The organism is Micromonospora sp. NPDC048063 (genome assembly GCF_043202855.1).
In the GTDB taxonomy this organism is placed as follows: Bacteria; Actinomycetota; Actinomycetes; order Mycobacteriales; family Micromonosporaceae; genus Micromonospora.
This window is the reverse complement of the sequence record NZ_JBIDBG010000025.1, coordinates 55,559-76,658: the sequence shown is the minus strand read 5'-3', so window position 1 is coordinate 76,658 and position 21,100 is coordinate 55,559. Positions and strand designations below refer to the sequence as shown.

The following is a 21,100-nucleotide window of genomic DNA, read 5'->3' as shown; positions in this document are numbered from 1 at the left end:
TCCGAACCCGGAAGCTAAGCCCTCCAGCGCCGATGGTACTGCACTCGGGAGGGTGTGGGAGAGTAGGACACCGCCGGACAATCTTTCGTTCAGGGTCACCCCAAAAGGGGTGGCCCTGAACGCATTTGAGAGCGCGTTGAATAACCAGGTCAGTTGGTGTTGAGTACGGCTTGGAGTCGGCCGGTCCTGTGGTATCGGGCGAGGCGTCGGGTCATGAATGATGACCATGGCCCACTGGACCATAGCGGCGTGGTGTTCGGGGTGGCGTTCGTAGTCGCGGACGGTGCGTCGGCAACGGTTGATCCACGACAGGGACTGCTCGGCGACCCATCTGCGGTGCAGGACCTGGAAGCCGACCTGGTCGGCGAGCTCGCGCACGATCTCCACCGCGAGCCCAGGACAGCGGCGGGCCCAGGTGACGAGTCGGCCCCGCGTAGCCACCGTCAGCCCAGCGACGGTCGCCACTGTCTCGTAAGGAGCGCTGTAGCATGGCGGTCATGACAGCACCTACCGCCCTGCCGGCGGGTTATCGGTTGGTCGATGGACCACCGACGGTCGGAGACTACCTAGTCCTTCGCAAACGATCCGGGCTCTCACCGCGTCGACCCGATCAGGCTGCCGCCGCGGTGCGGGGTGGCTGGGCCGCGGTGCACGTATTGCACGAGGAGAGCGGCACGACAGTAGGGATGGGCCGGGTGCTCGGCGATGGCGGGTGGTACTTCCACGTGGTCGACATGGCTGTATTGCCAGAGCATCAGCGTCGGGGCATAGGTGACGCGGTACTGACTGCGTTACTGGAGACAATCCGTCGGGAAGCGCCGCCCGGTGCGTTCGTGAACTTGCTCGCCGATCCACCGGGCCGCCGCCTCTACGAGCGGCACGGTTTCCGCCAAACGGCGCCGACCTCTGTCGGGATGGCCCGGACCCTTGATTGACGACGCAACTGGCCCCAGGTCACAAGACCGGCCGACTCCTCAACACCAGCTGACCTGGTTAGTCAACGCGCTCTGAGGGTTGTCCGCCGACGTGAAGGGCGTTCCGGCGGACACGGTGAAGGCACCCGCAGACCAGAAAGACACCCGTGGACCGGAAAGACCCATCCTGCGGACATGGGAAAGGACGCTGTCGCGGACCCCGCAATATCGGCGCGAACGCGGGCCGGGAAGGCGCGGGCGGTGGCTGACCTCGACGGGGGTGGGGCCTGCCGTGCCCGGCGTAGGGATCAAGCCTGACCGCCCGGAGCCGGGCACGGCAGGGGGGGGGGGGGGGGGCGCCCCCCCCCCCCCCCCCCCCCCCCCCCCCCCCCCCCCCCCCCCCCCCCCCCCCCCCCCCCCCCCCCCCCCCCCCCGCGCGGGGGCCCGGGGGGGGGGGGGGGGGGGGGGGGGGGGGGGGGGGGCGCGGGGGGGGGGGGGGCGGGGGGGCGCCGGGGGGGGGCCCCCCCCCCCCCCCCGCGGGGCGGCGCCCCCCCCCCCCCCACCCCCCCACCCACCTGACACCGCAACAAACGCTCAGGCAGCACCCAACCTCCCACCTCAGCTACCAACAACCGGACAAGGAGGCGGGGCGGGCATCACTTGCGGGTCTGGATCTCCTCGCGCATCTCGCGGAACAGCCCGCCGGCGTCGTCGACGGAGCGGCCGGGGAACATCGCCATCACGACACTGCCGTGGTCGGCCCACCCGCAGACGGCGAAGTCGCCGCCGTCGCCGCTGGTGGTGCCGCACTTCATCACGCCGCCCAGGCGGCCCGCGGGCACCTCCCGCAGCCCCGTCACCTTGCCGGTCTCGTCGGTCAGCAGGCCGAACAGGCTGTCCAGGTCCCGCTCCGGCTGCCAGAGCAGCGTCGTGCCGCCGAAGACGAGCACCGAGCGCTTGTCGTCTGCCGGGTCCTGGTAGACGGTGCCGAAGCTGCTGTCCAGGTCGATGTCGGCGGCGAAGCCGCTGCGCAGGTAGTCCGACGTGCTGCGGGCCCGTTCGCTGTTGTCCCGGACCAGTCCCGCGACCCGGTCCGGGGTGGTCAGGTCCGCGTCCTTCTGCTGGGCCACCCGCCATCCGGCCGTACCGATGGTGGCGGCGCCCGCCAGCCCGACCAGCGCCGCCACGGCCCAGGCCACCCGCCGGCGCCGCGACCGCCCCGCCCGCCGCCCGGTGGCGTGCTCCGGGTCCCGGTTGCTGAGCTGGATGGGCTCGTCGGTCAGGTCGATCGGCTCGGAGCCGTCGTTGACCGGCCGCTCGGTGAGATGTGCGTCGGACATAGCCGACACCGTACGCGAACGGCAGGTGGCGCACGTCGGGTCCGGAGAAGCCCTCCGTAGACTTTCGGGGTGACCGAGAGACTGGATGCCCGACGCCCCGACGCCCCGACCCTGCCCGGCCAGTACCAGCCGGGCGAGGTAGAGCAGCGACGGTACGAGCACTGGGTAGCCGCCGGCCACTTCCGGGCGTCGGCGGAGAGCGACAAGCCCCCCTTCACCATCGTCATCCCGCCGCCGAACGTCACCGGCTCCCTGCACATGGGCCACGCCCTCGACCACACGGTGCAGGACGCGCTGGTGCGGCGTAAGCGGATGCAGGGCTACGAGGCGCTCTGGCTGCCGGGCATGGACCACGCCGGCATCGCCACGCAGAACGTGGTGGAGCGGCGACTCGCCGGCCAGGGCCTGTCCCGGCACGACCTGGGGCGGGAGCAGTTCGTCGAGCGGGTCTGGCAGTGGAAGGCCGAGTCCGGCGGCGCCATCCTGGGTCAGATGCGCCGTCTCGGCGACTCCGTCGACTGGGACCGCGAGCGCTTCACGATGGACGAGGGGCTGTCGCGCGCCGTACAGACGATCTTCAAGAAGCTGTACGACGACGGCCTGATCTACCGGGCCAACCGGATCATCAACTGGTGCCCCCGATGCCTGACCGCCCTGTCGGACATCGAGGTGGAGCACACAGACGACGACGGCGAACTGGTCTCGATCCGCTACAGCGACGAGGTGGTCGTCGCCACCACCCGGGCGGAGACGATGCTCGGCGACACGGCGGTGGCGGTGCATCCGGACGACGAGCGCTACCAGCACCTGATCGGCACCGAGGTCGAGCTGCCGCTGACCGGGCGGCGCATCCCGATCGTGGCCGACGCGCACGTCGACCCGTCTTTCGGCACCGGCATGGTGAAGGTGACCCCGGCGCACGACCCGAACGACTTCGAGATCGGCCAGCGCCACGACCTGCCCGCGCTCACCGTGATGGACGAGCGCGGCGTGATCACCGTGCCGGGGCCGTTCGAGGGCCTGGACCGCTTCGAGGCGCGCCCCGCGATCGTCGCGGCGCTGCGCGAGCAGGGCCGGATCGTCTCGGAGAAGCGCCCGTACGTGCACGCGGTGGGTCACTGCTCGCGCTGCCGTACGACGGTCGAGCCGCGGCTGTCGCTGCAGTGGTTCGTGAACACCTCGCCGCTGGCCAAGGCCGCCGGCGACGCCGTGCGCGACGGGCGGGTGCGGATCGAGCCCGCCGAGCTGGCCAAGCGGTACTTCGCCTGGGTCGACAACATGCACGACTGGTGCATCTCCCGGCAACTCTGGTGGGGCCACCGCATCCCCGTCTGGTACGGCCCGGACGGCGAGGTCGTGTGCGTCGGCCCGGACGAGCAGCCGCCCGCCGGGGACGGCTGGCGTCAGGACGAGGACGTCCTCGACACCTGGTTCTCCAGCGCCCTCTGGCCGTTCTCCACGCTCGGCTGGCCCGAGCAGACGCCTGACCTGGCGAAGTTCTATCCGACGAGCGTCCTGGTCACCGGCTACGACATCCTCTTCTTCTGGGTCGCCCGGATGATGATGTTCGGCCTGTACGCGATGGACGGCCGGCAGCCGTTCGACGTGGTGGCCCTGCACGGCATGGTCCGCGACCAGTTCGGCAAGAAGATGTCGAAGTCGTTCGGCAACGTGGTCGATCCGCTGGACTGGATCGACCGCTTCGGCGCCGACGCCACCCGCTTCACCCTGGCCCGGGGTGGCAACCCCGGGCAGGACGTGCCGGTGAGCGAGGAGTGGTGCCAGGGCTCCCGCAACTTCTGCAACAAGCTCTGGAACGCCACCCGCTTCGCGCTGATGAACGGCGCGCACACCGACGGCCCGCTGCCGGCCGCCGAGCGGCTCTCGACCGTCGACCGGTGGATCCTGTCCCGGCTGGCGCACGTCACCGCCGAGGTGGACGAGCAGTTCGAGGCGTACGAGTTCGCGAAGGTGTGCGACCTGCTGTACCACTTCGCCTGGGACGACGTCTGCGACTGGTACGTGGAGCTGACCAAGCCGGTGCTTGCCGAGGGGGGCGCGGCCGCCGAGGCCACCCGCCGGGTGCTCGGGCACGTGCTGGACCAGCTGCTGCGGCTGCTGCACCCGATCATCCCGTTCGTCACCGAGGAACTGTGGATCGCGCTCACGGGGGGCGAGACGGTGATGACGGCCACCTGGCCGGCGGCCGACCGTACCCTCGTCGACGACGCCGCGGAGGCCGAGGTCGGCACCGTCCAGCGGGTGGTGACCGAGATCCGGCGGTTCCGCTCGGACCAGGGGCTGCGCCCGACGCAGCGGGTCGCCGCCCGGCTCGACGGCCTGGCCGCCGCGGGCATCGCCGCGCACGAGCCGCTCATCCGGTCGCTGGTGCGGCTGGACGCGGCCGGCGACGGCTTCCAGGCCAGCGCGACCCTCGCCATGCCCGGCGAGGTGAGCGTGGCCCTGGACACCCGGGGGTCGATCGACGTGGCCGCCGAGCGGGCCCGGCTCACCAAGGACCGGGCGGCCGCCGAGAAGGAGGCCGCGCAGGCCCGGGCCAAGCTCGACAACCCCGCGTTCGTCGGCAAGGCGCCGGAACCGGTGGTCGCCAAGATCCGCGACCGCCTCGCCGTCGCCGAGGCCGACCTGGTCCGCATCGACGCCGCTCTGGAGGCGCTGTCCTCGTGACCGACCGCACCGATTTCGCCGCCGTCGAGGCCGAGCTGGCGGGCCGCGGGTTTACCCGCATGGCCTTCGAGCTGGACAAGATCGAGTCGCTGCTGGACCTGCTCGGCAGCCCGCAGCGCGCGTACCCGTCGATCCACCTGACCGGCACCAACGGCAAGACCTCGACGGCCCGGATGATCGACTCGCTGCTGCGGGCGTTCGGGCTGCACACCGGCCGCTACACCAGCCCGCACCTGGAGACCGTCCGGGAGCGGATCAGCCTGGATGGCGAGCCGGTGGGCGAGGAGCGGTTCACCGCCACGTACCGGGAGGTCGAGCCGCTGGCCCGGCTGGTGGACGAGCGTTCGGCGGAGCCGCTGACGTACTTCGACATGACCACCGCGCTGGCGTTCGCGACGTTCGCCGACGCCCCGGTGGACGTGGCGGTGGTCGAGGTGGGCCTGGGCGGCGCCGAGGACGCGACCAACGTGATCCAGGCCGGGGTGTGCGTGCTCACCCCGATCGGGCTGGACCACACCGAGTGGCTGGGCGACACCATCCAGGACATCGCGCTGGCCAAGGCGGGCATCGTCCACGCCGGCGCGACGGTCATCTCCGCCGCGCAGGAGGAGGAGGCGGCCCGGCCGATCCTGGAACGCTGCGCCGAGGTCGGCGCGACCATCGCCCGGGAGGGCTCCGAGTTCGGGGTGCTCCGGCGGGCGGTCGCCGTCGGCGGGCAGGTGCTCACCCTGCAGGGCCTCGGCGGCGTCTACGAGGAGGTCTTCATCCCGCTGCACGGCGCCCACCAGGCGCAGAACGCGGCGGTGGCGTTGGCGGCGGTGGAGGCGTTCCTCGGCGCCGGCGCGAAGCGCCAGCTCGACGTCGAGACCGTCCGGGAGGGGTTCGCCACGGCCACCTCGCCCGGCCGCCTGGAGCGGGTACGCAGCGCGCCGACCATTCTGCTCGACGGCGCCCACAACCCGCACGGCATGGCCGCCACGGTGACCGCGCTGCAGGAGGAGTTCGCGTTCAGCAAGCTGGTGGCGGTCGTCGGCGTCCTCGGCGACAAGGACGCGGCCAGCCTGCTGGAACTGCTGGAGCCGGTGGTCGACCAGGTCGTGGTGACCCGGAACAGCTCGCCCCGGGCGATGCCGGCCCGGGAACTCGCCGCGCTGGCCGCCGAGGTCTTCGGCCCCGACCGGGTCGAGGTCGCCGAGGAGATGCCGGACGCGATCGAGACGGCGGTGGCGATGGCCGAGGAGGACGTACCGGGGGAGCTGAGCGGGGTCGGGGTGCTGGTCACCGGATCGGTGGTGACCGTGGCCGACGCCCGCCGGCTGCTGAAGCGATGACCGGCCCGGTGCGGGGCACCGCGGGCGACGACCGCCCGGAGGGCACGGCCGCCGGGGGCGACCCGGGCCGTCCGTCGGCGGGTGGGCCGCGACGGTCCGGGCTGCGGAACCCGGAGCGGGCGGTGCGCGGGCTGGGGGCCGGGACGCTGATCCTGGAGGCGCTGGTGCTGGTCCTGGCCATCCAGCCGATCCGCATGGTCGGCGGCGACCTGGGGGGCGCGGCGATCGGTGCGGTCCTGGCGCTGGCCGTGGCGGCGGTGCTGCTGGCCGGCATGATGCGCTGGCCGTGGGCCTGGCACGCCGGCACCGCCCTGCAGGGACTGCTGATGCTGGCCGGCCTGCTGCACTGGTCGCTGCTCGCGCTGGGCGTCGTCTTCGCCCTGGTCTGGGCCTACGCCCTGCACGTCCGCCGGGTCATCCTCGGCTGACGGGCTGACGGGCTGACGGGCTGGCCCGCCACCGTCAGCCCGTCGGCGGGGTCAGGCCTCGGCGCGTTCGCGCCACTGGGTGAGGGCGATGCCGTGGCCGTCCGGGTCGCGGAACGCGGCCGCCCACACCTCCAGCTTCGTGCCCCGGTTGACCACCCGGGGGGCGTACGTGAACCGGACGCCGGACCCGCGCAGCCGCTCGTACGCGGAGTCGATGTCGTCCACCTCGAGGTTGACGTGCACCAGGCGGCGGCTGATCGGCGCCGCCTCGGTCACCTCCCGCAGCACCAGCCGGGTCGTCCCGGAGGCGAGGACGGCGTTGCCGGAGCCCCGGTCGACCTCGGTGAAGCCCAGGTCCCGGTAGAAGGCCAGCGAGCGTGGCAGGTCGGTGACCAGCAGCGTCAGGCCCACCCCGGCGATCGGCGCGCCGAGGTCGTCCTCGTCCTCCACGACCCCGGCGGTCCCGTCGTCGGCGCCGGTGGTCGCCTCGCGGCCGAAGATCGCCTCGTCCAGCTCCTCCGGGCTGATCCGCCCCTCGCGCGCCCGGTCCCGGGGCGGGATCGGGTCGTCCAGGGGCAGGTCGAGCGGGTCGAGCGGCTCCGCCGGCGCGGGCGGGTCGGTGCGCCCGCCGGCCGGGGCGGGCGGGTCGAACCGCTCCTCGGCCGGCGGGCGGGGCGTCGGGGTGGCCCGGCGTGGCAGGGTGCCGGTCGTGGACTGCTCGACGAGGGTGCCTTCCAGCACGACCGGCCCGCCGGGGCGCTGGTGCACCACGACGGGCTCGCGCTCCTCCGGGCGCCTGGCGGGCTCCCCGCCGAGCGGATCGCCGAGTGGATCGCCCAGCGGGTCGACCAGCGGCTCGCGGAAGTCGTCCCGGAAGTCGTCGTCCGGCGCACGGTCGGCCCACGGCGGCGCCTCCTGCTGGAGCAGCACGTCGTCCAGCGGATCCGGGCCCGCGTACTCCGGCGGGAGGTCGGCGGCGACGGTGGCGGCGGACTCGGCGTGGGTGGGCACCTCGTCCCAGAGCACCCGGACGTGCCGCTGGTCGTCCAGGGCCACCCGGATCGGCAGCGTCTGCCCCAGCGACGGCCACTTCGCCACCGGCACCCGCGGCTCGATGATTTTCTTCGACCGCGGCGGCAAGCCGGGCGCGTCGATCACCAGTTGCAGCTCGCAGCGGCCGAAGGCGTACTGGGTGGGTGGCTCGGAGGCGCTGTGCACGTGGCCCACGCCGACCACCCAGGTGCGCCCGCCGCCGCGCACGGTGGCCAGCGCGATGGCCAGCACCAGCAGGGCGACCCCGAGCGCCACGATCGCCCAGCTGGTCATGCCCAGCCCGAAGAGGATCACGAAGGTGGCCACGGTGCCGAGCACCGCGGCGATCAGCTTGCGTACCGGCGCGATGGGCCGGTTCCCGCCATTCGCCACTGTGGACCTCCCGGGGGTCAAGGGCCAGGCTAGGCCGGATCGGCCGCCGGGGGAAAGACCGGCCGCCGCGCCGGCGCCGGGACCGGGTCGCTAGGCTGACCGTACCCAGCCCGGCCGCCTTCCGCGCACAGGAGGAACCCAGCGTGTCCAGCAGCAGCCCCGATGAGCGCACCCTCGTACTGATCAAGCCCGACGCGGTCCGCCGCGGGCTGGTCGGCGAGGTGATCTCCCGCTTCGAGCGCAAGGGGTTGCGGATCGACGCGATGGTGTCCCGGACGATGGACGCCGCGCTGGCCGACGAGCACTACGCCGAGCACGTGGACAAGCCGTTCTACCCGCCGCTGAAGGACTTCATGACCGGCGGCCCGCTGGTGGCGCTGGTGCTCTCCGGCGACCAGGTCATCGACGTGGTGCGGGGGCTGGTCGGGTCGACCGACGGGCGCAAGGCGGCGGCCGGCACGATCCGCGGCGACCTCTCGCTGTCCAACCGCGAGAACCTGGTGCACGCCTCCGACTCGCCGGACAGCGCGAAGCGGGAGATCGCGCTCTGGTTCCCCGAGCTGGGCTGACGGCCGCCGACGCCGCGAGCAGCGGTCGTGCCGGATCCGGCACGACCGTCCGGTCGGGGCGTCCGCCGCAACGCGTCCAGGCCGTCGACCGGCACGACCGTCCGGTCAGGGCGTCCACGGCAGCTTGTTTGGGTTGCCGACCACGTAGAACCCGGTGATCCGGCCGCCGGCCGCGCCCAGGGTCAGCGCGTACCTGCCGCCGTCGGGGCGGATGATCAGGACGGCCGGCTGGCCGTTGAGTTCCAGCCGGCGCGCGGTGAAGTGTCGGCCCGGGCCGTACAGGCCGGCGAAGAAGCGGGCGACCCGGTCCGCGCCGGTGACGGGGTTGCGCGCCGCCTTGACCCGGCCGCCGCCGTCGGTCCAGGCGGTGGCGTCCCTCGCCACCAGCCCGGTCAACGCGGCCAGGTCACCGTCGCGGGCGGCGGCGAGGAAGGCGTCCAACAGCCGTTCCTGCTCGGCCCGGCCGGCGGTGAACCGCCGCCGGTCCTGCCCGATCCGGGCCACCGCCCGGTGGTGCAGCTGCCGGCAGTCCGCCACCGACCGGTCCAGGATCTCCGCGATCTCGGCGTACGGCAGGTCGAAGGCGGTGTGCAGCACGTGGACCGCGCGCTCCGGCGGGGTGAGGCGTTCCAGCAGGTGCAGCAGGGCGGTGGAGAGCGAGTCGCGCAGCTCGACGGAGTCCAGCGGCCCGAACGGTGACGGCGCGGTCGGCACCGGCTCGGGCAGCCACGGCCCGACGTACGTCTCCCGGGCGGCCCGCCGGGCGCGCAGCCGGTCCAGCGCCAGGTGGGTGACCACCCGGGACAGGTAGCGGCGCGGCTCGGCGACCGCCGCCCGGTCCGCCCCCAGCCAGCGCAGGTACGCCTCCTGGAGCACGTCCTCCGCGTCGTGCCGGCTGCCGAGCAGGCGGTACGCCAGACCGAGCAGCATCGGCCGGTGCGCCTCGAGCGCACCGGCCGCCTGCGTCGCGTCGGTGACCGTCACACGTCCGTCGGGAGATCGGTCCGGCAGGTCACGGCGATGCGGTTCCACACGTTGATTGTCGCGATGGCCATCAGCAGGTCGACCAGCTCCTTCTCGGGCCACACCTTCGCCGCCGCGTCCCAGACCTCGTCGGGCACCCCGTGCTCGCCGAGGCGGGTCACCGCGTCGGTGAGCGCCAGCGCGGTCCGCTCCCGCTCATCGAAGAAGGGCGCCTCCCGCCAGGTGGAGACCGCGAAGAGCCGCCGGCTCGACTCGCCCTCGGCGAGCGCGTCCCGGCTGTGCATGTCGACGCAGAACGCGCAACCGTTCAGCATCGACGCCCGGAGCTTCACCAGGTGGAGCACGGTGTGGTCGACGTTGGCCCGGACGTACTTCTCCAGCCCCAGCACGGCGTGGTACGCCTCCGGCGCCACCTCGGCCGCGTTGATCCGCTGCATGACAACCTCCCTGATCCGTGGTGGTGACACCGACACGACGACGCGACGGGGGCTCGGCGTGACGGTCCGGACTGTGACGCCGGTCATGCCGGCCGGGCCGCCCTGGCCGCCCCGCACCGCCCCGCACGCACCGCCCCGCCCCGGACCACCGGAGTTCCGGCCCCGGTCACCCGGCACGCCGCCGCCGGTCATCTCCGCCCGGTAGACCCACGGGGGCAGTCCCCGATCCGGGAGGAACGATGACCGAACTTGACCGACGTACGTTGCTGCGCGCCGGCCTGATCGCAGGTGCCGGTGTCGCGGGCGGCGCCCTGCTCGGCGCGCCCGCCGCGCCCGCCGCACCGGCCTGGCGGCCGACCGGCCGACCGGTGCTCACCCACGGCGTGCAGAGCGGTGACGTGACCGTGGACTCGGCGCTGGTCTGGACCCGCGCCGACCGTCCCGGTCGGATGCTGGTGGAGGTAAGCCGCCGGCCGGACTTCCGCGGCGCCCGGCGGGTACGCGGACCGGTGCTCGACCCGACCGGCGACCTCACCGGCAAGGTGCGGCTGCGCGGGTTGCCCGGTGGCGAGCGGCTGCACTACCGGGTCCGGGTGGAGAGCCTGGACCGGCCGGGGCTGGCCAGCGAACCGGTGACCGGCGCGCTGACCACCGCCCCCGACCGGCACGATCGCCGGGACGTCCGGTTCGTCTGGACCGGTGACATCGCCGGGCAGGGCTGGGGCATCGCCCCGGACTTCGACGGCATGTCGATCTTCCGGGCCATGCGGGCCACCCGGCCCGACTTCTTCCTGTGCAGCGGCGACACCGTCTACGCCGACGGCCCGCTCGCCGAGACGGTGACCCTGCCCGACGGGCGGGTCTGGCGCAACCTGGTCACCCCGGAGAAGAGCAAGGTCGCCGAGACGCTGGCCGAGTACCGGGGGCAGTTCGCGTACAACCTGCTCGACGAGCACCTGCGCGCGTTCGTGGCGGAGGTGCCGCAGATCAACCAGTGGGACGACCACGAGGTGACCAACAACTGGTACCCGGGGGAGATCCTGACCGACGCGCGGTACACCGAGCGCCGCGTCGACGTGCTCGCCGCCCGGGCCCGGCAGGCGTTCGACGAGTGGCTGCCGGCGCCGGTCGACGGGCCGCGGTACCGGCGGATGTCGTACGGGTCGCGGCTGGACGTCTTCGTGCTGGACATGCGGACCTGGAAGGATCCCAACGACGGCAACACCTACGCCGACCCGGCGCGTGGCCTGCTCGGCCGGGAACAGCGGGAGTGGTTGATCCGGGAACTGACCCGGTCCCGGGCCACCTGGAAGGTGATCGCCGCCGACCTGCCGATCGGGCTGGTGGTGCCGGACGGCGCCGCCGCCCAGGAGGGCGTCGCGCAGGGCGACCCGGGCGCGCCGGCCGGGCGGGAACTGGAGTTCGCGCAGGTGCTCGGCGCGGCGCACCGGGCCGGGGTGACCGGGATCGTCTTCCTCACCGCCGACGTGCACTACACCGCCGCGCACCACTACGACCCGGCCCGGGCGTCGGTCGCCGAGTTCACCCCGTTCTGGGAGTTCGTCTCGGGGCCGGCGCACGCCGGCGCGTTCGGCCCGAACGCCCTGGACGGCACGTTCGGCCCGAAGGCGGTCTTCGTCAACGCCCCGCCGCGGGCCAACACCTCCCCGGCCGAGGGCTTCCAGCACTTCGGCGAGGTCGCCGTCGACGGCGCGTCCGGCGCCTTCACCGTCCACCTGCGCGACCGCGACGGAGCCTCCCTCTGGACGACCACCCTGCCCGCCCCGACCCGCTGACCCCGCCGCCGTCAGTCGACCATGAGGCGGTCGCCACCACCCGCCGGGGGGGGGTACCGCGACAGCCTCATGGTCGACGCGGGCGGGATCAGCGGGTGTCGAGGAGCGGCCGCCGTTACTCGGCGGCGATCTCGGCGGGCGGTCGGGTAACCTTGACGGCCGTAAGGCGATGACCCGGCCATCACCGGCGAGCCTCCGGAAGAACAGCCGGGTGACCGGCCCAGTAGAACCGGACGGGTCCGGCCCGTCACAGCCGGCCAACGAGCGGGCGGTCGATCCTGACCGCCAAGCGGGGTGGTACCGCGGGCCACCCGGGGCGCCGGCACGGCGTACCGGATCGGCTCGTCCTCGCAGACCCACATGACCGTGAGCTGCGCGAGGAGAGCGACCCCCGATGGCCTATCCGTTGCACGACCCGACCGCCGCCGTCCCGGCGAGCCCGGACCTGCCCGCGGTCGAACGCCGGGTCCTGGAGCACTGGACGGCCGACAAGACCTTCGAGGCCAGCGTCGAGGCCCGTCCCGCCGGCACCGACGGGAAGAACGAGTACGTCTTCTACGACGGCCCGCCGTTCGCCAACGGCCTGCCGCACTACGGCCACCTCTTCACCGGCTACGTCAAGGACGTGGTGCCGCGCTACCAGACCATGCGCGGGCGCCGGGTGGAGCGGCGCTTCGGCTGGGACTGCCACGGCCTGCCCGCAGAGGTGGTCGCCGAGAAGCAGCTCGGCATCACCAGCAAGGCGGAGATCCTCGACCTGGGCGTGGCCCGGTTCAACGAGGCGTGCCGCACCTCGGTGCTGGAGTTCACCCAGGACTGGGAGCGCTACGTCACGCGGCAGGCCCGCTGGGTCGACTTCGCCAACGACTACAAGACCCTCGACCTGGACTACATGGAAAGCGTCATGTGGGCCTTCAAGACCCTGCACGACAAGGGTCTGGTCTACGAGGGCTTCCGGGTGCTGGCGTACTGCTGGCGCTGCGAGACGCCGCTGTCGAACACCGAGACCCGGATGGACGACGTCTACCGGGACCGGCACGACCCGACGTTGTCGGTGTGGTTCGAGTTGACCCCCGACGAGAGCGCGCCGGAGCTGGTGCGCGGGCCGGTGCGGCTCGGCGTCTGGACCACCACGCCGTGGACCCTGCCGTCCAACCTCGCGCTCGCCGTCGGCCCCGACATCGAGTACGCGGTGCTGGAGCGCGACGGCGCGCGGTACGTCGTCGGGGCGGCCCGGCTGGCCGCGTACGCCAAGGAGCTGGAGGGGTACGAGCAGGTCGGCACCGTCTCCGGCCGCGACCTCGTCGGCCGCCGCTACACCCCGCTGTTCGACTTCCTCGTCGAGCAGGCGGGCCCGAACGCCTACCAGGTGCTCGGCGCGGAGTTTGTCACCACCGAGGACGGCACCGGGATCGTGCACCTGGCCCCGGCCTTCGGCGAGGACGACCAGAACACCTGCAACGCCGCCGGCATCCCGACCATCGTCACGGTGGACGACCACACCCGGTTCACCGCGCTGGTCCCGCCGTACCAGGGCGAGCAGGTCTTCGACGTCAACAAGCCGGTGATCCGGGAGCTGAAGGAGCGGGGGGTGGTGCTCAAGCAGGACACCTACACCCACTCCTACCCGCACTGCTGGCGCTGCGACACCCCGCTGGTCTACAAGGCGGTGTCGTCGTGGTTCGTCGCGGTGACGCAGTTCAAGGACCGGATGGTCGAGCTGAACCAGCAGATCAACTGGACCCCGGGGCACATCAAGGACGGCTCGTTCGGCAAGTGGCTGGCCAACGCCCGCGACTGGTCGATCAGCCGGAACCGGTTCTGGGGCTCGCCGATCCCGGTGTGGAAGTCCGACGACCCGAACTACCCGCGGCTGGACGTCTACGGCTCGCTGGAGGAGATCGAGCGGGACTTCGGCGTACGCCTCACCGACCTGCACCGGCCGGCGGTGGACGAGCTGGTCCGCCCCAACCCGGACGACCCGACGGGGAAGTCCGTGATGCGCCGGGTGCCGGAGGTGCTGGACTGCTGGTTCGAGTCCGGCTCGATGCCGTTCGCCCAGGTGCACTACCCGTTCGAGAACCGCGACTGGTTCGAGCACCACTACCCGGGCGACTTCATCGTCGAGTACATCGGGCAGACCCGCGGCTGGTTCTACACGATGCACGTGCTGGCCACCGCGCTGTTCGACCGGCCGGCGTTCCGCAACTGCCTCAGCCACGGCATCCTGCTCGGCTCCGACGGGCGCAAGATGTCCAAGAGCCTGCGCAACTACCCGGACGTCTACCACGTGTTCGACTCGTACGGCTCGGACGCGATGCGCTGGATGCTGATGTCCTCGCCGGTGCTGCGCGGCGGTGACATGGCGGTCACCGAGTCGGGCATCCGGGACGCAGTCCGGCAGGTGCTGCTGCCGCTGTGGAACGTCTGGTACTTCTTCTCGCTCTACGCCAACGCCGACGGCTACACGGCGAAGCGGCGGGTGGACTCCACCCACCTGCTCGACCGGTACGTGCTGGCGAAGACGAACGAGCTGGTCTCCACCGTCGGTGCGCAGATGGACGCGTACGACATCTCCGGTGCCTGCGCCACCGTGCGGTCCTACCTGGACGCGCTGACCAACTGGTACGTCCGGCGCTCCCGGGACCGGTTCTGGTCGGGTGACGCGGACGCGTTCGACACGCTCTGGACGGTGCTGGAGACGCTGTGCCGGGTGGTGGCGCCGCTGGCGCCGCTGACCGCGGAGGAGATCTGGCGCGGGCTGACCGGCGAGCGGTCGGTGCACCTGGCCGACTGGCCGGACGCGGCGCAGTTCCCGGCCGACCACGAGCTGGTCGCCGCGATGGACGCCACCCGGGCGGTCGCCTCGGCGGCGCTGTCGCTGCGCAAGGCCAAGGGGCTGCGGGTGCGGCTGCCGCTGTCGAAGCTGACCGTCGCCTCCCCGGCGGCGGAGCAGCTGCGGCCCTTCGCCGACCTGGTCGCCGACGAGGTCAACGTGAAGGCGGTGGAGTTCACCGGCGAGGTGTCCGCGTACTGCCAGCAGGTGCTGACGGTGGTGCCGCGCGCGCTCGGCCCCCGGGTCGGCAAGCAGGTCCAGCAGGTCATCAAGGCGGTCAAGGCGGGCGAGTGGGAGCTGGTCGACGGAGCCCCGGTGGCCGCCGGCGTCACCCTCGCCGAGGGCGAGTACGAGCTGCGCCTGGTCGCCGCCGACGCCGAGCACTCCGCGCCGCTGCCCGGCGGCGAGGGCGTGGTCGTGCTGGACACGGAGGTCACCCCCGAGCTGGCCGCCGAGGGGCTGGCGCGGGACGTCGTCCGGGTGGTGCAGCAGGCCCGGCGGGACGCCGACCTGGACGTCTCCGACCGGATCGCGCTGCTGCTGTCGGCCTCCGAGGAGGTGCGCGCGGCGGTGGCCGGGTACACGGACTTCGTCGCCCGGGAGGTGCTGGCCGACTCCGTCGACTTCGCCGACGGGGTGGCGGGCTTCACGGGCGAGGTCGGCGAGGGCGACCGGGTGACGGTCGCCGTCCGGCGGGTATGAGGCATTGAGACGGTGGCGGTCCGGCGTGCTCCGCCGGGCCGCCACCACCGGCCCCGCCCGCGCCCGACAGGCCCGCTCACCAGCCGGCCGGCACCGCCACCCCCGCGGGACCACGTGGACCCGTCCGCTACCGTGACACCGCCTGCCCGCACACGATCCGCCGGAGGACCAGTGCCCCTGCTCTACACCATCGGCAAGCTCACCGTGGCGCCCGCGCTCCGGTTGGCCTTCCGTCCGACCGTGGAGGGGTTGGAGCACATCCCGGAGACCGGTGGTGCGATCTTCGCGGGCAACCACCTCTCCGTCGCCGACGAGCTCTTCCTCGGCACGGTCGTGCCCCGACACCTGGCGTTCTGGGCCAAGTCGGAGTACTTCAAGGGCACCGGCCCGAAGGGCGCCTTCTCCAAGTTCGTGCTCACCGGCCTGGGGGCCATCCCGGTCGAGCGGGCCGGCGGCCGGGCGGCGCTGGCCGCGTTCGACGCCGCCATCCCGGTGCTCAAGGCCGGCGACCTGGTCGCCGTCTATCCCGAGGGGACCCGCTCGCCGGACGGCCGGCTCTACCGGGGGCGCACCGGCGCGGCCCGGCTGGCGGTGGCGGCCGGCGTGCCGGTCATCCCGGTCGGCATGATCGGTACCGACAAGGCCCAGCCCATCGGCACCCGGGTGCCCCGCCCCGGCCGCGCCAAGATCACGGTACGGTTCGGCAAGCCGCTGGACTTCACCGGCCGGCCGGACGACCGCACGTCGCTGCGGGAGATCACCGACGAGATCATGACCGAGATCCAGAAGCTCACCGGCCAGGAGTACGTGCCCCGCTACGCCCCGCCCCGCGCTCAGCCGCCGCCCGCCGGCTGAGCTGTCACGGTGCGGCGTCGCCGCGCCGCTTCTCCTGGCGGACGACGTCGTCCACGTCGCCGAGCTGGGCGACGGCGCGGGCCATCCGCCAGCTCAGCCCTGCTTGGCGGTAACGATCTGGTCCCGCAGGGTGCCGAGCAGGGCGGCGCTGTCGTCGACGGAGAGCCGGGTGAAGACCGCGGTGGCGATGCTGCCGTGGTCGACGGAGGTGCAGACCACCACGTCGTCGCCGTCGACGCGGCCCACCGCGCAGCGCTCGTGCCGGCCGCGTACGCCGGTGTCGACCTCCTGCGCCTCGCCGAGGGAGTACTGCTCGGTGAGCCGGGTGATCTCGTCCTGCGCGTCCGACTCGGGGGTGAACCGGAAACCGGTGCCGCCGAAGACCGTCACCCGCTTGCCGCCGGGCGTGCCGTAGACGCCGGCGAAGGTGTCCTCGGCCAGCCAGTGCGCCTTGCGTACCTCCGCCTCCAGTTGCCTGGCGGTCTCCTTGCTGCGGCTGTCGTCGCGCAGCCGCAGGTCGGCCACCTCGGCGGGCAGGGCGGCGCTGGCCGGGTACTGCGTGACCATCGGCGTCCCGTAGTAGGCCGGGCAGCCGCAGCAGCAGGCCAGGGTGAGCAACAGCACCCACGGCCAGCGGCGACGCTTGCGGACGGCGACCGGGACGTACCCCTTGGGGGCCTGGAAGCCGGGCGGCGGCCCGGCCGGCGGCGTCTTCGTCCGCCGCTGCCTCGGCGGCGCGGGCGGCGGGGGCGGGGCAGGCGCCGGCCGCACCGGGACGGGTGCCCGGGAGACCGGCGGCGGGGCCGGATACACGACCGGCGGCGGCGACACCGGGTAGGCGACCGGCGGTGGGGCGGGACGCGGCGCGGGGGATCGGACGGGCGGTGCCGGCGGCACGGGGTGTGACCGGGCCGGCGGCGCGGCCGGGTACGGCATTGTCGGTGGCAGCGGCGGCAGCTCGGCCGCCGGCAGGTCCCACCCGCCGGTGTCCGCGCCGGCCCACGGGTCCACCGGGGTGCGGTGCTCGGGCGGCTCCGCCGGGCTCGGCGGCACCGGCGTGGGCTCGGCCGACTCGCCCCAGGCCCGCTTGCGCGGCGGCGGGGGAGGGACGGGCGCGGAGCCGCTCCACCGGGGTGCGGGCGGCGCGGGCGGCTGCTCGTCGGCGGGGAGCATGCGGGTGCCCTGCGGCCCGGCCGCCGGGCGGTCGGTCGGCGGTTCGTCGGCGGGGAGCATGCGGGTGCCCTGCGGCCCGGCCGCCGGGCGGTCCGTCGCGGGCCGGTCGGCGGGGAGCGGGCGGGTGCCCTCCGGACCGGCGGCGGCGGTGCCCTCCGCTCCGGCGGCGTCGGACCCCTCCGGACCGCTGCCGAGGGCGCCGTCCGGGGCGGCGGCGGTGCCCCGGGGAGCGTCAGCGTCCGGCGGAGCGATGGCGGCGTCCGGCGGGGCGGTCACGTCGGCGCCGGCGCCCTCGGCGCCCTCGGCGCGGTCGGTCGCGGCCGCCTCCGTCCCCTCGACGGGCAGCTCACGGGTGCCCTCCGGGCCCGTGGGGCCGGCGGGGGCGGCGGCTGCGGGGGAGGACGTGTGCTCCTCGGTGACCGCCGGATCCCGGCCCTGGTCCGGGCCCGGGATGCTCCCGTCGGCCGGCCGGTCCGGTCCCGGCTGCGGCATCGCGGCAATCTCCTCTCGCGCCGGTCCGAGGTTAGTACCGACGCGCCAGCGCGGCGATCCCGGCCACCGCCCGGGGACAGGGCCGGCCGGACGTCCGGTCGGGGAACCGCGGCGACCGGCCGGCGCCGTGGCGTCCGCGCGGTCGCCGCCGACGGGGCGCGTACCCTTGGGCATCATGAGCGTCCCGTCCACCACGCCGCGTCCCGTCGCGGCCAATTCCGTCTGGCCCCGGCTGGAGCCGCTGCTGCCCCAGGTGACCAAGCCCATCCAGTACGTCGGTGGCGAGCTGGGTGCGGTGGTCAAGGACTGGGACACCGCGACCGTGCGCTGGGCGCTGATGTATCCCGACGCCTACGAGGTCGGCCTGCCCAACCAGGGCGTGCAGATCCTCTACGAGGTGCTCAACGAGCTGCCCGACGTGCTCGCCGAGCGGACGTACGCGGTCTGGCCGGACCTGGAGAAGCTGATGCGCGCCCACGGCGTGCCGCAGTTCACGGTCGACGCGCACCGCTCGGTGCGCGACTTCGACGTGTTCGGCATCTCCTTCTCCACCGAGCTGGGCTACACCAACCTGCTCACCGCGATCGACCTGGCCGGCATCCCCATGCTCGCCGCCGACCGCACCGACGCCGACCCGGTGATCGTGGCCGGCGGTCACGCCGCGTTCAACCCGGAACCCATCGCCGACTTCGTCGACGCCGCCGTGCTCGGCGACGGCGAGGAGGCCGTCCTGGAGATCACCGCGATCGTCCGGGAGTGGAAGGCGGAGGGCTCCCCGGGCGGGCGCGACGAACTGCTGCTGCGCCTGGCCCGCACCGAGAGCGTCTACGTGCCGCGCTTCTACGACGTGGACTACCTGCCCGACGGCCGGATCCAGCGGGTCGTGCCGAACCGGGCGGACGTGCCGTTCCGGGTGCACAAGCGCACGACCATGGACCTGGACGCCTGGCCGTACCCGAAGAAGCCCCTGGTGCCGCTCGCCGAGACGGTGCACGAGCGGTACGCGGTGGAGATCTTCCGGGGCTGCACCCGGGGCTGCCGGTTCTGCCAGGCCGGCATGATCACCCGGCCGGTGCGCGAGCGCTCCATCACCACGGTGGGGCAGATGGTGCAGCAGGGGCTGGAGTTCTCCGGCTTCCACGAGGTGGGCCTGCTGTCGCTGTCGTCCGCCGACCACTCCGAGATCGGCGACATGTGCTCGGGCCTCGCCCAGCAGTACGAGGGCACCAACGTCTCGCTCTCGCTGCCGTCGACCAGGGTCGACGCGTTCAACATCGACCTCGCGCAGGAGCTGTCCCGCAACGGGCGGCGCACCGGCCTGACCTTCGCGCCGGAGGGCGGGTCGGAGCGGATCCGCAAGGTCATCAACAAGATGGTGTCGAAGGAAGACCTGATCCGTACCGTCGTCACCGCGTACACGAACGGCTGGCGGCAGGTGAAGCTCTACTTCATGTGCGGCCTGCCCACGGAGACCGACGAGGACGTCCTCGAGATCGCGGACATGGCGCACGAGGTGATCAGGGCGGGTCGGGCGGCCACCGGGTCCAAGGACATCCGCTGCACCGTCTCCATCGGCGGTTTCGTGCCGAAGCCGCACACCCCGTTCCAGTGGGCGTCCATGGCCCGGCCGGAGGTCATCGACGGCCGGCTCAAGCTGCTCAAGCAGGCGATCAACTCGGACCGCTCGCTGGGCCGGGCGATCGGCTTCCGCTACCACGACGGCGAGCCCTCGTTGATCGAGGGCCTGCTCAGCCGGGGCGACCGCCGGGTCGGCGCGGTGATCCGCAAGGTCTGGGAGAACGGCGGCCGGTTCGACGGCTGGAGCGAGCACTTCTCCTACCAGCGCTGGGTGGAGGCCGCCGCCGAGGTGCTGCCGCAGTTCGGGGTCGACCTCGACTGGTACACCACCCGCGAACGCGACGAGTTGGAGGTCCTGCCCTGGGACCACCTGGACTCGGGCCTGGACAAGGACTGGCTCTGGCAGGACTGGCAGGATTCGCTCAGCGAGTACGAGCAGGACGACTGCCGGTGGACCCCGTGTTTCGACTGCGGCGTCTGCCCCGCCATGGACACCGAGATCCAGATCGGCCCGACCGGGAAGAAACTTCTCCCGCTCACCCCGATCAACGGCCTGAAGCTCCCCACCGGCGCCCAGCAGTAGCCCGCCGCACGGCGGGTGGCGCCCGCGCGCCGCCCGCCGCGCACCGGGTCGATCATGCGGCTGTCGTCAGCGGCACGCGCGTTGTCGCGCGGGTGCCTTCACGATCAGCCGGTCTCTGACACCGAGGAGCACGACGATCAGTAGGAAACCACAGCCAGAGGGCGGCCAGGCCCCGGTCGTCCAGCGCGTCCGGATCCGGTACGCCAAGCGCGGTCCGCTGCGCTTCACGTCGCACCGGGACTTCGCCCGGGCGTTCGAGCGCGCGCTGCGCCGGGCCGGCGTGCCGATCGCCTTCTCCCAGGGCTTCACCCCGCACCCCAAGATCTCGTACGCCAGCGCCGCCCCCACCGGCGTCGCGAGCGAGGCGGAATACCTGGAGATCGGCCTCCGCGAGCCGGTCGACCCGCAGGAGCTGCGCGCCGCGCTGGACGCCGCGCTCTCGCCGGGGCTCGACGTGCTCGACGCCGTCGTGGCCGGCGGCGGGAGTCTTGCCGACCGGATCGAGGCGTCGCACTGGCGGATCGAGCTGCCCGAGGTCGACCCCGCCGTCCTGGAACGGGCGGTTTCCGCCTTCACGGCCGCCGACGAGGTGCTCGTCGAGCGGATGACCAAACAGGGCCGGCGCACCTTCGACGCCCGATCAGCAGTGATTCACATCGATGTCGCGGCGTCGACGGAGACGCCTTCCGGGGTCCCGGCCGTACCGTGTGCGATACTCGAACTGGTCGTGCGGCAGGTCACCCCCGCCGTGCGGCCCGATGACGTCCTTTCCGGCCTCCGCGTGGTGGCCGACCTGGAGCCGCCGGTCTCCCCGAGGGTGATCCGGCTGGCACAGGGCACGCTGACCGCGCAGGGCGCGATCGCGGATCCGTTGGACGCGGACCGCGACGGGGCAACCATCGGTGAACGCTGACCGACGGTCGGCGTTCAGGCAGGCAGACTTCGGCGGTCGCGCACCCTGCGCGCCCG

General features: G+C 73.3%; 15 protein-coding genes and 1 pseudogene. 10 read left to right on the top strand and 6 right to left on the bottom strand.

Features of this window, described 5'->3' with window-relative positions:
• A pseudogene (locus ACGFZ2_RS32360) lies at positions 1 to 387 on the bottom strand (hypothetical protein); the annotation flags it as partial.
• A 110-nt stretch (positions 388 to 497) separates the two neighbouring features.
• On the opposite strand from ACGFZ2_RS32360, the gene ACGFZ2_RS32355 reads away from it, so the two are divergent.
• Entirely contained in the window at positions 498 to 935 is a 438-nt protein-coding gene (locus ACGFZ2_RS32355) for a GNAT family N-acetyltransferase (protein WP_393460370.1), read from the top strand.
• A 635-nt stretch (positions 936 to 1,570) separates the two neighbouring features.
• Here ACGFZ2_RS32355 and ACGFZ2_RS32350 read toward each other — a convergent pair.
• On the bottom strand, positions 1,571 to 2,254 hold the full coding sequence (locus ACGFZ2_RS32350) for a hypothetical protein (RefSeq protein ID WP_393269247.1): 684 nt from the start codon (positions 2,252 to 2,254) through the stop codon (positions 1,571 to 1,573).
• A 69-nt stretch (positions 2,255 to 2,323) separates the two neighbouring features.
• On the opposite strand from ACGFZ2_RS32350, the gene ACGFZ2_RS32345 reads away from it, so the two are divergent.
• From ACGFZ2_RS32345 to ACGFZ2_RS32335, 3 genes are read left to right on the top strand one after another with little or no spacing between them, the layout of a single operon-like run.
• Positions 2,324 to 4,942, top strand: coding sequence for a valine--tRNA ligase (locus tag ACGFZ2_RS32345; RefSeq protein WP_393269249.1), 2,619 nt, complete (start codon positions 2,324 to 2,326; stop codon positions 4,940 to 4,942).
• Positions 4,939 to 6,273, top strand: coding sequence for a bifunctional folylpolyglutamate synthase/dihydrofolate synthase (locus tag ACGFZ2_RS32340; protein ID WP_393269251.1), 1,335 nt, complete (start codon positions 4,939 to 4,941; stop codon positions 6,271 to 6,273). The genes ACGFZ2_RS32345 and ACGFZ2_RS32340 overlap by 4 nt, the downstream gene beginning before the upstream one ends.
• Positions 6,270 to 6,701, top strand: a complete 432-nt coding sequence (locus ACGFZ2_RS32335; RefSeq protein WP_393460367.1) for a DUF4233 domain-containing protein — start codon at positions 6,270 to 6,272, stop codon at positions 6,699 to 6,701. The genes ACGFZ2_RS32340 and ACGFZ2_RS32335 overlap by 4 nt, the downstream gene beginning before the upstream one ends.
• A 51-nt stretch (positions 6,702 to 6,752) precedes the next feature.
• Here the strand turns inward: ACGFZ2_RS32335 and ACGFZ2_RS32330 are convergent, their stop codons facing one another.
• The gene (locus ACGFZ2_RS32330; protein ID WP_393460364.1) at positions 6,753 to 8,126 is read right to left on the bottom strand and encodes a VOC family protein; all 1,374 of its coding nucleotides are present in this window, start codon (positions 8,124 to 8,126) and stop codon (positions 6,753 to 6,755) included.
• Positions 8,127 to 8,269: 143 nt separating this feature from the next.
• On the opposite strand from ACGFZ2_RS32330, the gene ndk reads away from it, so the two are divergent.
• A complete protein-coding gene (ndk, locus tag ACGFZ2_RS32325; protein WP_350684456.1) occupies positions 8,270 to 8,695 on the top strand; it encodes a nucleoside-diphosphate kinase in 426 nt (141 codons plus the stop codon).
• A gap of 105 nt (positions 8,696 to 8,800) precedes the next feature.
• Here the strand turns inward: ndk and sigJ are convergent, their stop codons facing one another.
• Positions 8,801 to 9,679 (bottom strand): RNA polymerase sigma factor SigJ, encoded by an 879-nt coding sequence (gene sigJ / locus ACGFZ2_RS32320; protein WP_393460361.1) that lies wholly within the window; start codon positions 9,677 to 9,679, stop codon positions 8,801 to 8,803.
• The gene (locus tag ACGFZ2_RS32315; RefSeq protein WP_393460358.1) at positions 9,676 to 10,116 is read right to left on the bottom strand and encodes a carboxymuconolactone decarboxylase family protein; all 441 of its coding nucleotides are present in this window, start codon (positions 10,114 to 10,116) and stop codon (positions 9,676 to 9,678) included. The genes sigJ and ACGFZ2_RS32315 overlap by 4 nt, the downstream gene beginning before the upstream one ends.
• Before the next feature lie 239 nt (positions 10,117 to 10,355).
• On the opposite strand from ACGFZ2_RS32315, the gene ACGFZ2_RS32310 reads away from it, so the two are divergent.
• The 3 genes from ACGFZ2_RS32310 (at position 10,356) to ACGFZ2_RS32300 (ending at position 16,305) form a co-directional block, all read left to right on the top strand.
• A complete protein-coding gene (locus tag ACGFZ2_RS32310) occupies positions 10,356 to 11,912 on the top strand; it encodes an alkaline phosphatase D family protein (RefSeq protein ID WP_393460355.1) in 1,557 nt (518 codons plus the stop codon).
• A 394-nt stretch (positions 11,913 to 12,306) separates the two neighbouring features.
• Complete coding sequence (ileS, locus tag ACGFZ2_RS32305; protein ID WP_393269265.1) at positions 12,307 to 15,450, top strand: isoleucine--tRNA ligase; 3,144 nt, start codon at positions 12,307 to 12,309, stop codon at positions 15,448 to 15,450.
• A 171-nt stretch (positions 15,451 to 15,621) separates the two neighbouring features.
• Positions 15,622 to 16,305 carry a lysophospholipid acyltransferase family protein gene (locus ACGFZ2_RS32300; protein WP_393269267.1) on the top strand — a complete coding sequence of 228 codons (684 nt, stop codon included), beginning with the start codon at positions 15,622 to 15,624 and terminating at the stop codon, positions 16,303 to 16,305.
• Between the two features lie 93 nt (positions 16,306 to 16,398).
• On the opposite strand, the gene ACGFZ2_RS32295 is transcribed toward ACGFZ2_RS32300, so the two are convergent.
• Positions 16,399 to 17,538 carry a hypothetical protein gene (locus ACGFZ2_RS32295; RefSeq protein ID WP_393460379.1) on the bottom strand — a complete coding sequence of 380 codons (1,140 nt, stop codon included), beginning with the start codon at positions 17,536 to 17,538 and terminating at the stop codon, positions 16,399 to 16,401.
• 607 nt (positions 17,539 to 18,145) lie between these two features.
• Here ACGFZ2_RS32295 and ACGFZ2_RS32290 point away from each other — a divergent pair.
• Together ACGFZ2_RS32290 and ACGFZ2_RS32285 are read left to right on the top strand one after the other, a co-directional pair.
• Positions 18,146 to 20,131: a TIGR03960 family B12-binding radical SAM protein gene (locus ACGFZ2_RS32290; RefSeq protein ID WP_393269269.1), complete on the top strand. Its 1,986-nt coding sequence runs from the start codon at positions 18,146 to 18,148 to the stop codon at positions 20,129 to 20,131.
• A 193-nt stretch (positions 20,132 to 20,324) separates the two neighbouring features.
• A complete protein-coding gene (locus ACGFZ2_RS32285) occupies positions 20,325 to 21,044 on the top strand; it encodes a TIGR03936 family radical SAM-associated protein (RefSeq protein ID WP_350710910.1) in 720 nt (239 codons plus the stop codon).
• The last annotated feature ends 56 nt before the right edge of the window (positions 21,045 to 21,100 follow it).

Bases quoted from the DNA above. Each gene is read 5' to 3' on its own strand.
- ACGFZ2_RS32355 (WP_393460370.1), top strand. From the start codon at position 498: ATGACAGCACCTACCGCCCTGCCGGCGGGTTATCGGTTGGTCGATGGA.
- ACGFZ2_RS32350 (WP_393269247.1), bottom strand. From the start codon at position 2,254: ATGTCCGACGCACATCTCACCGAGCGGCCGGTCAACGACGGCTCCGAG.
- ACGFZ2_RS32335 (WP_393460367.1), top strand. From the start codon at position 6,270: ATGACCGGCCCGGTGCGGGGCACCGCGGGCGACGACCGCCCGGAGGGC.
- ACGFZ2_RS32315 (WP_393460358.1), bottom strand. From the start codon at position 10,116: ATGCAGCGGATCAACGCGGCCGAGGTGGCGCCGGAGGCGTACCACGCC.
- ACGFZ2_RS32310 (WP_393460355.1), top strand. From the start codon at position 10,356: ATGACCGAACTTGACCGACGTACGTTGCTGCGCGCCGGCCTGATCGCA.
- ileS (WP_393269265.1), top strand. From the start codon at position 12,307: ATGGCCTATCCGTTGCACGACCCGACCGCCGCCGTCCCGGCGAGCCCG.
- ACGFZ2_RS32295 (WP_393460379.1), bottom strand. From the start codon at position 17,538: ATGCTCCCCGCCGACGAACCGCCGACCGACCGCCCGGCGGCCGGGCCG.
- ACGFZ2_RS32290 (WP_393269269.1), top strand. From the start codon at position 18,146: ATGAGCGTCCCGTCCACCACGCCGCGTCCCGTCGCGGCCAATTCCGTC.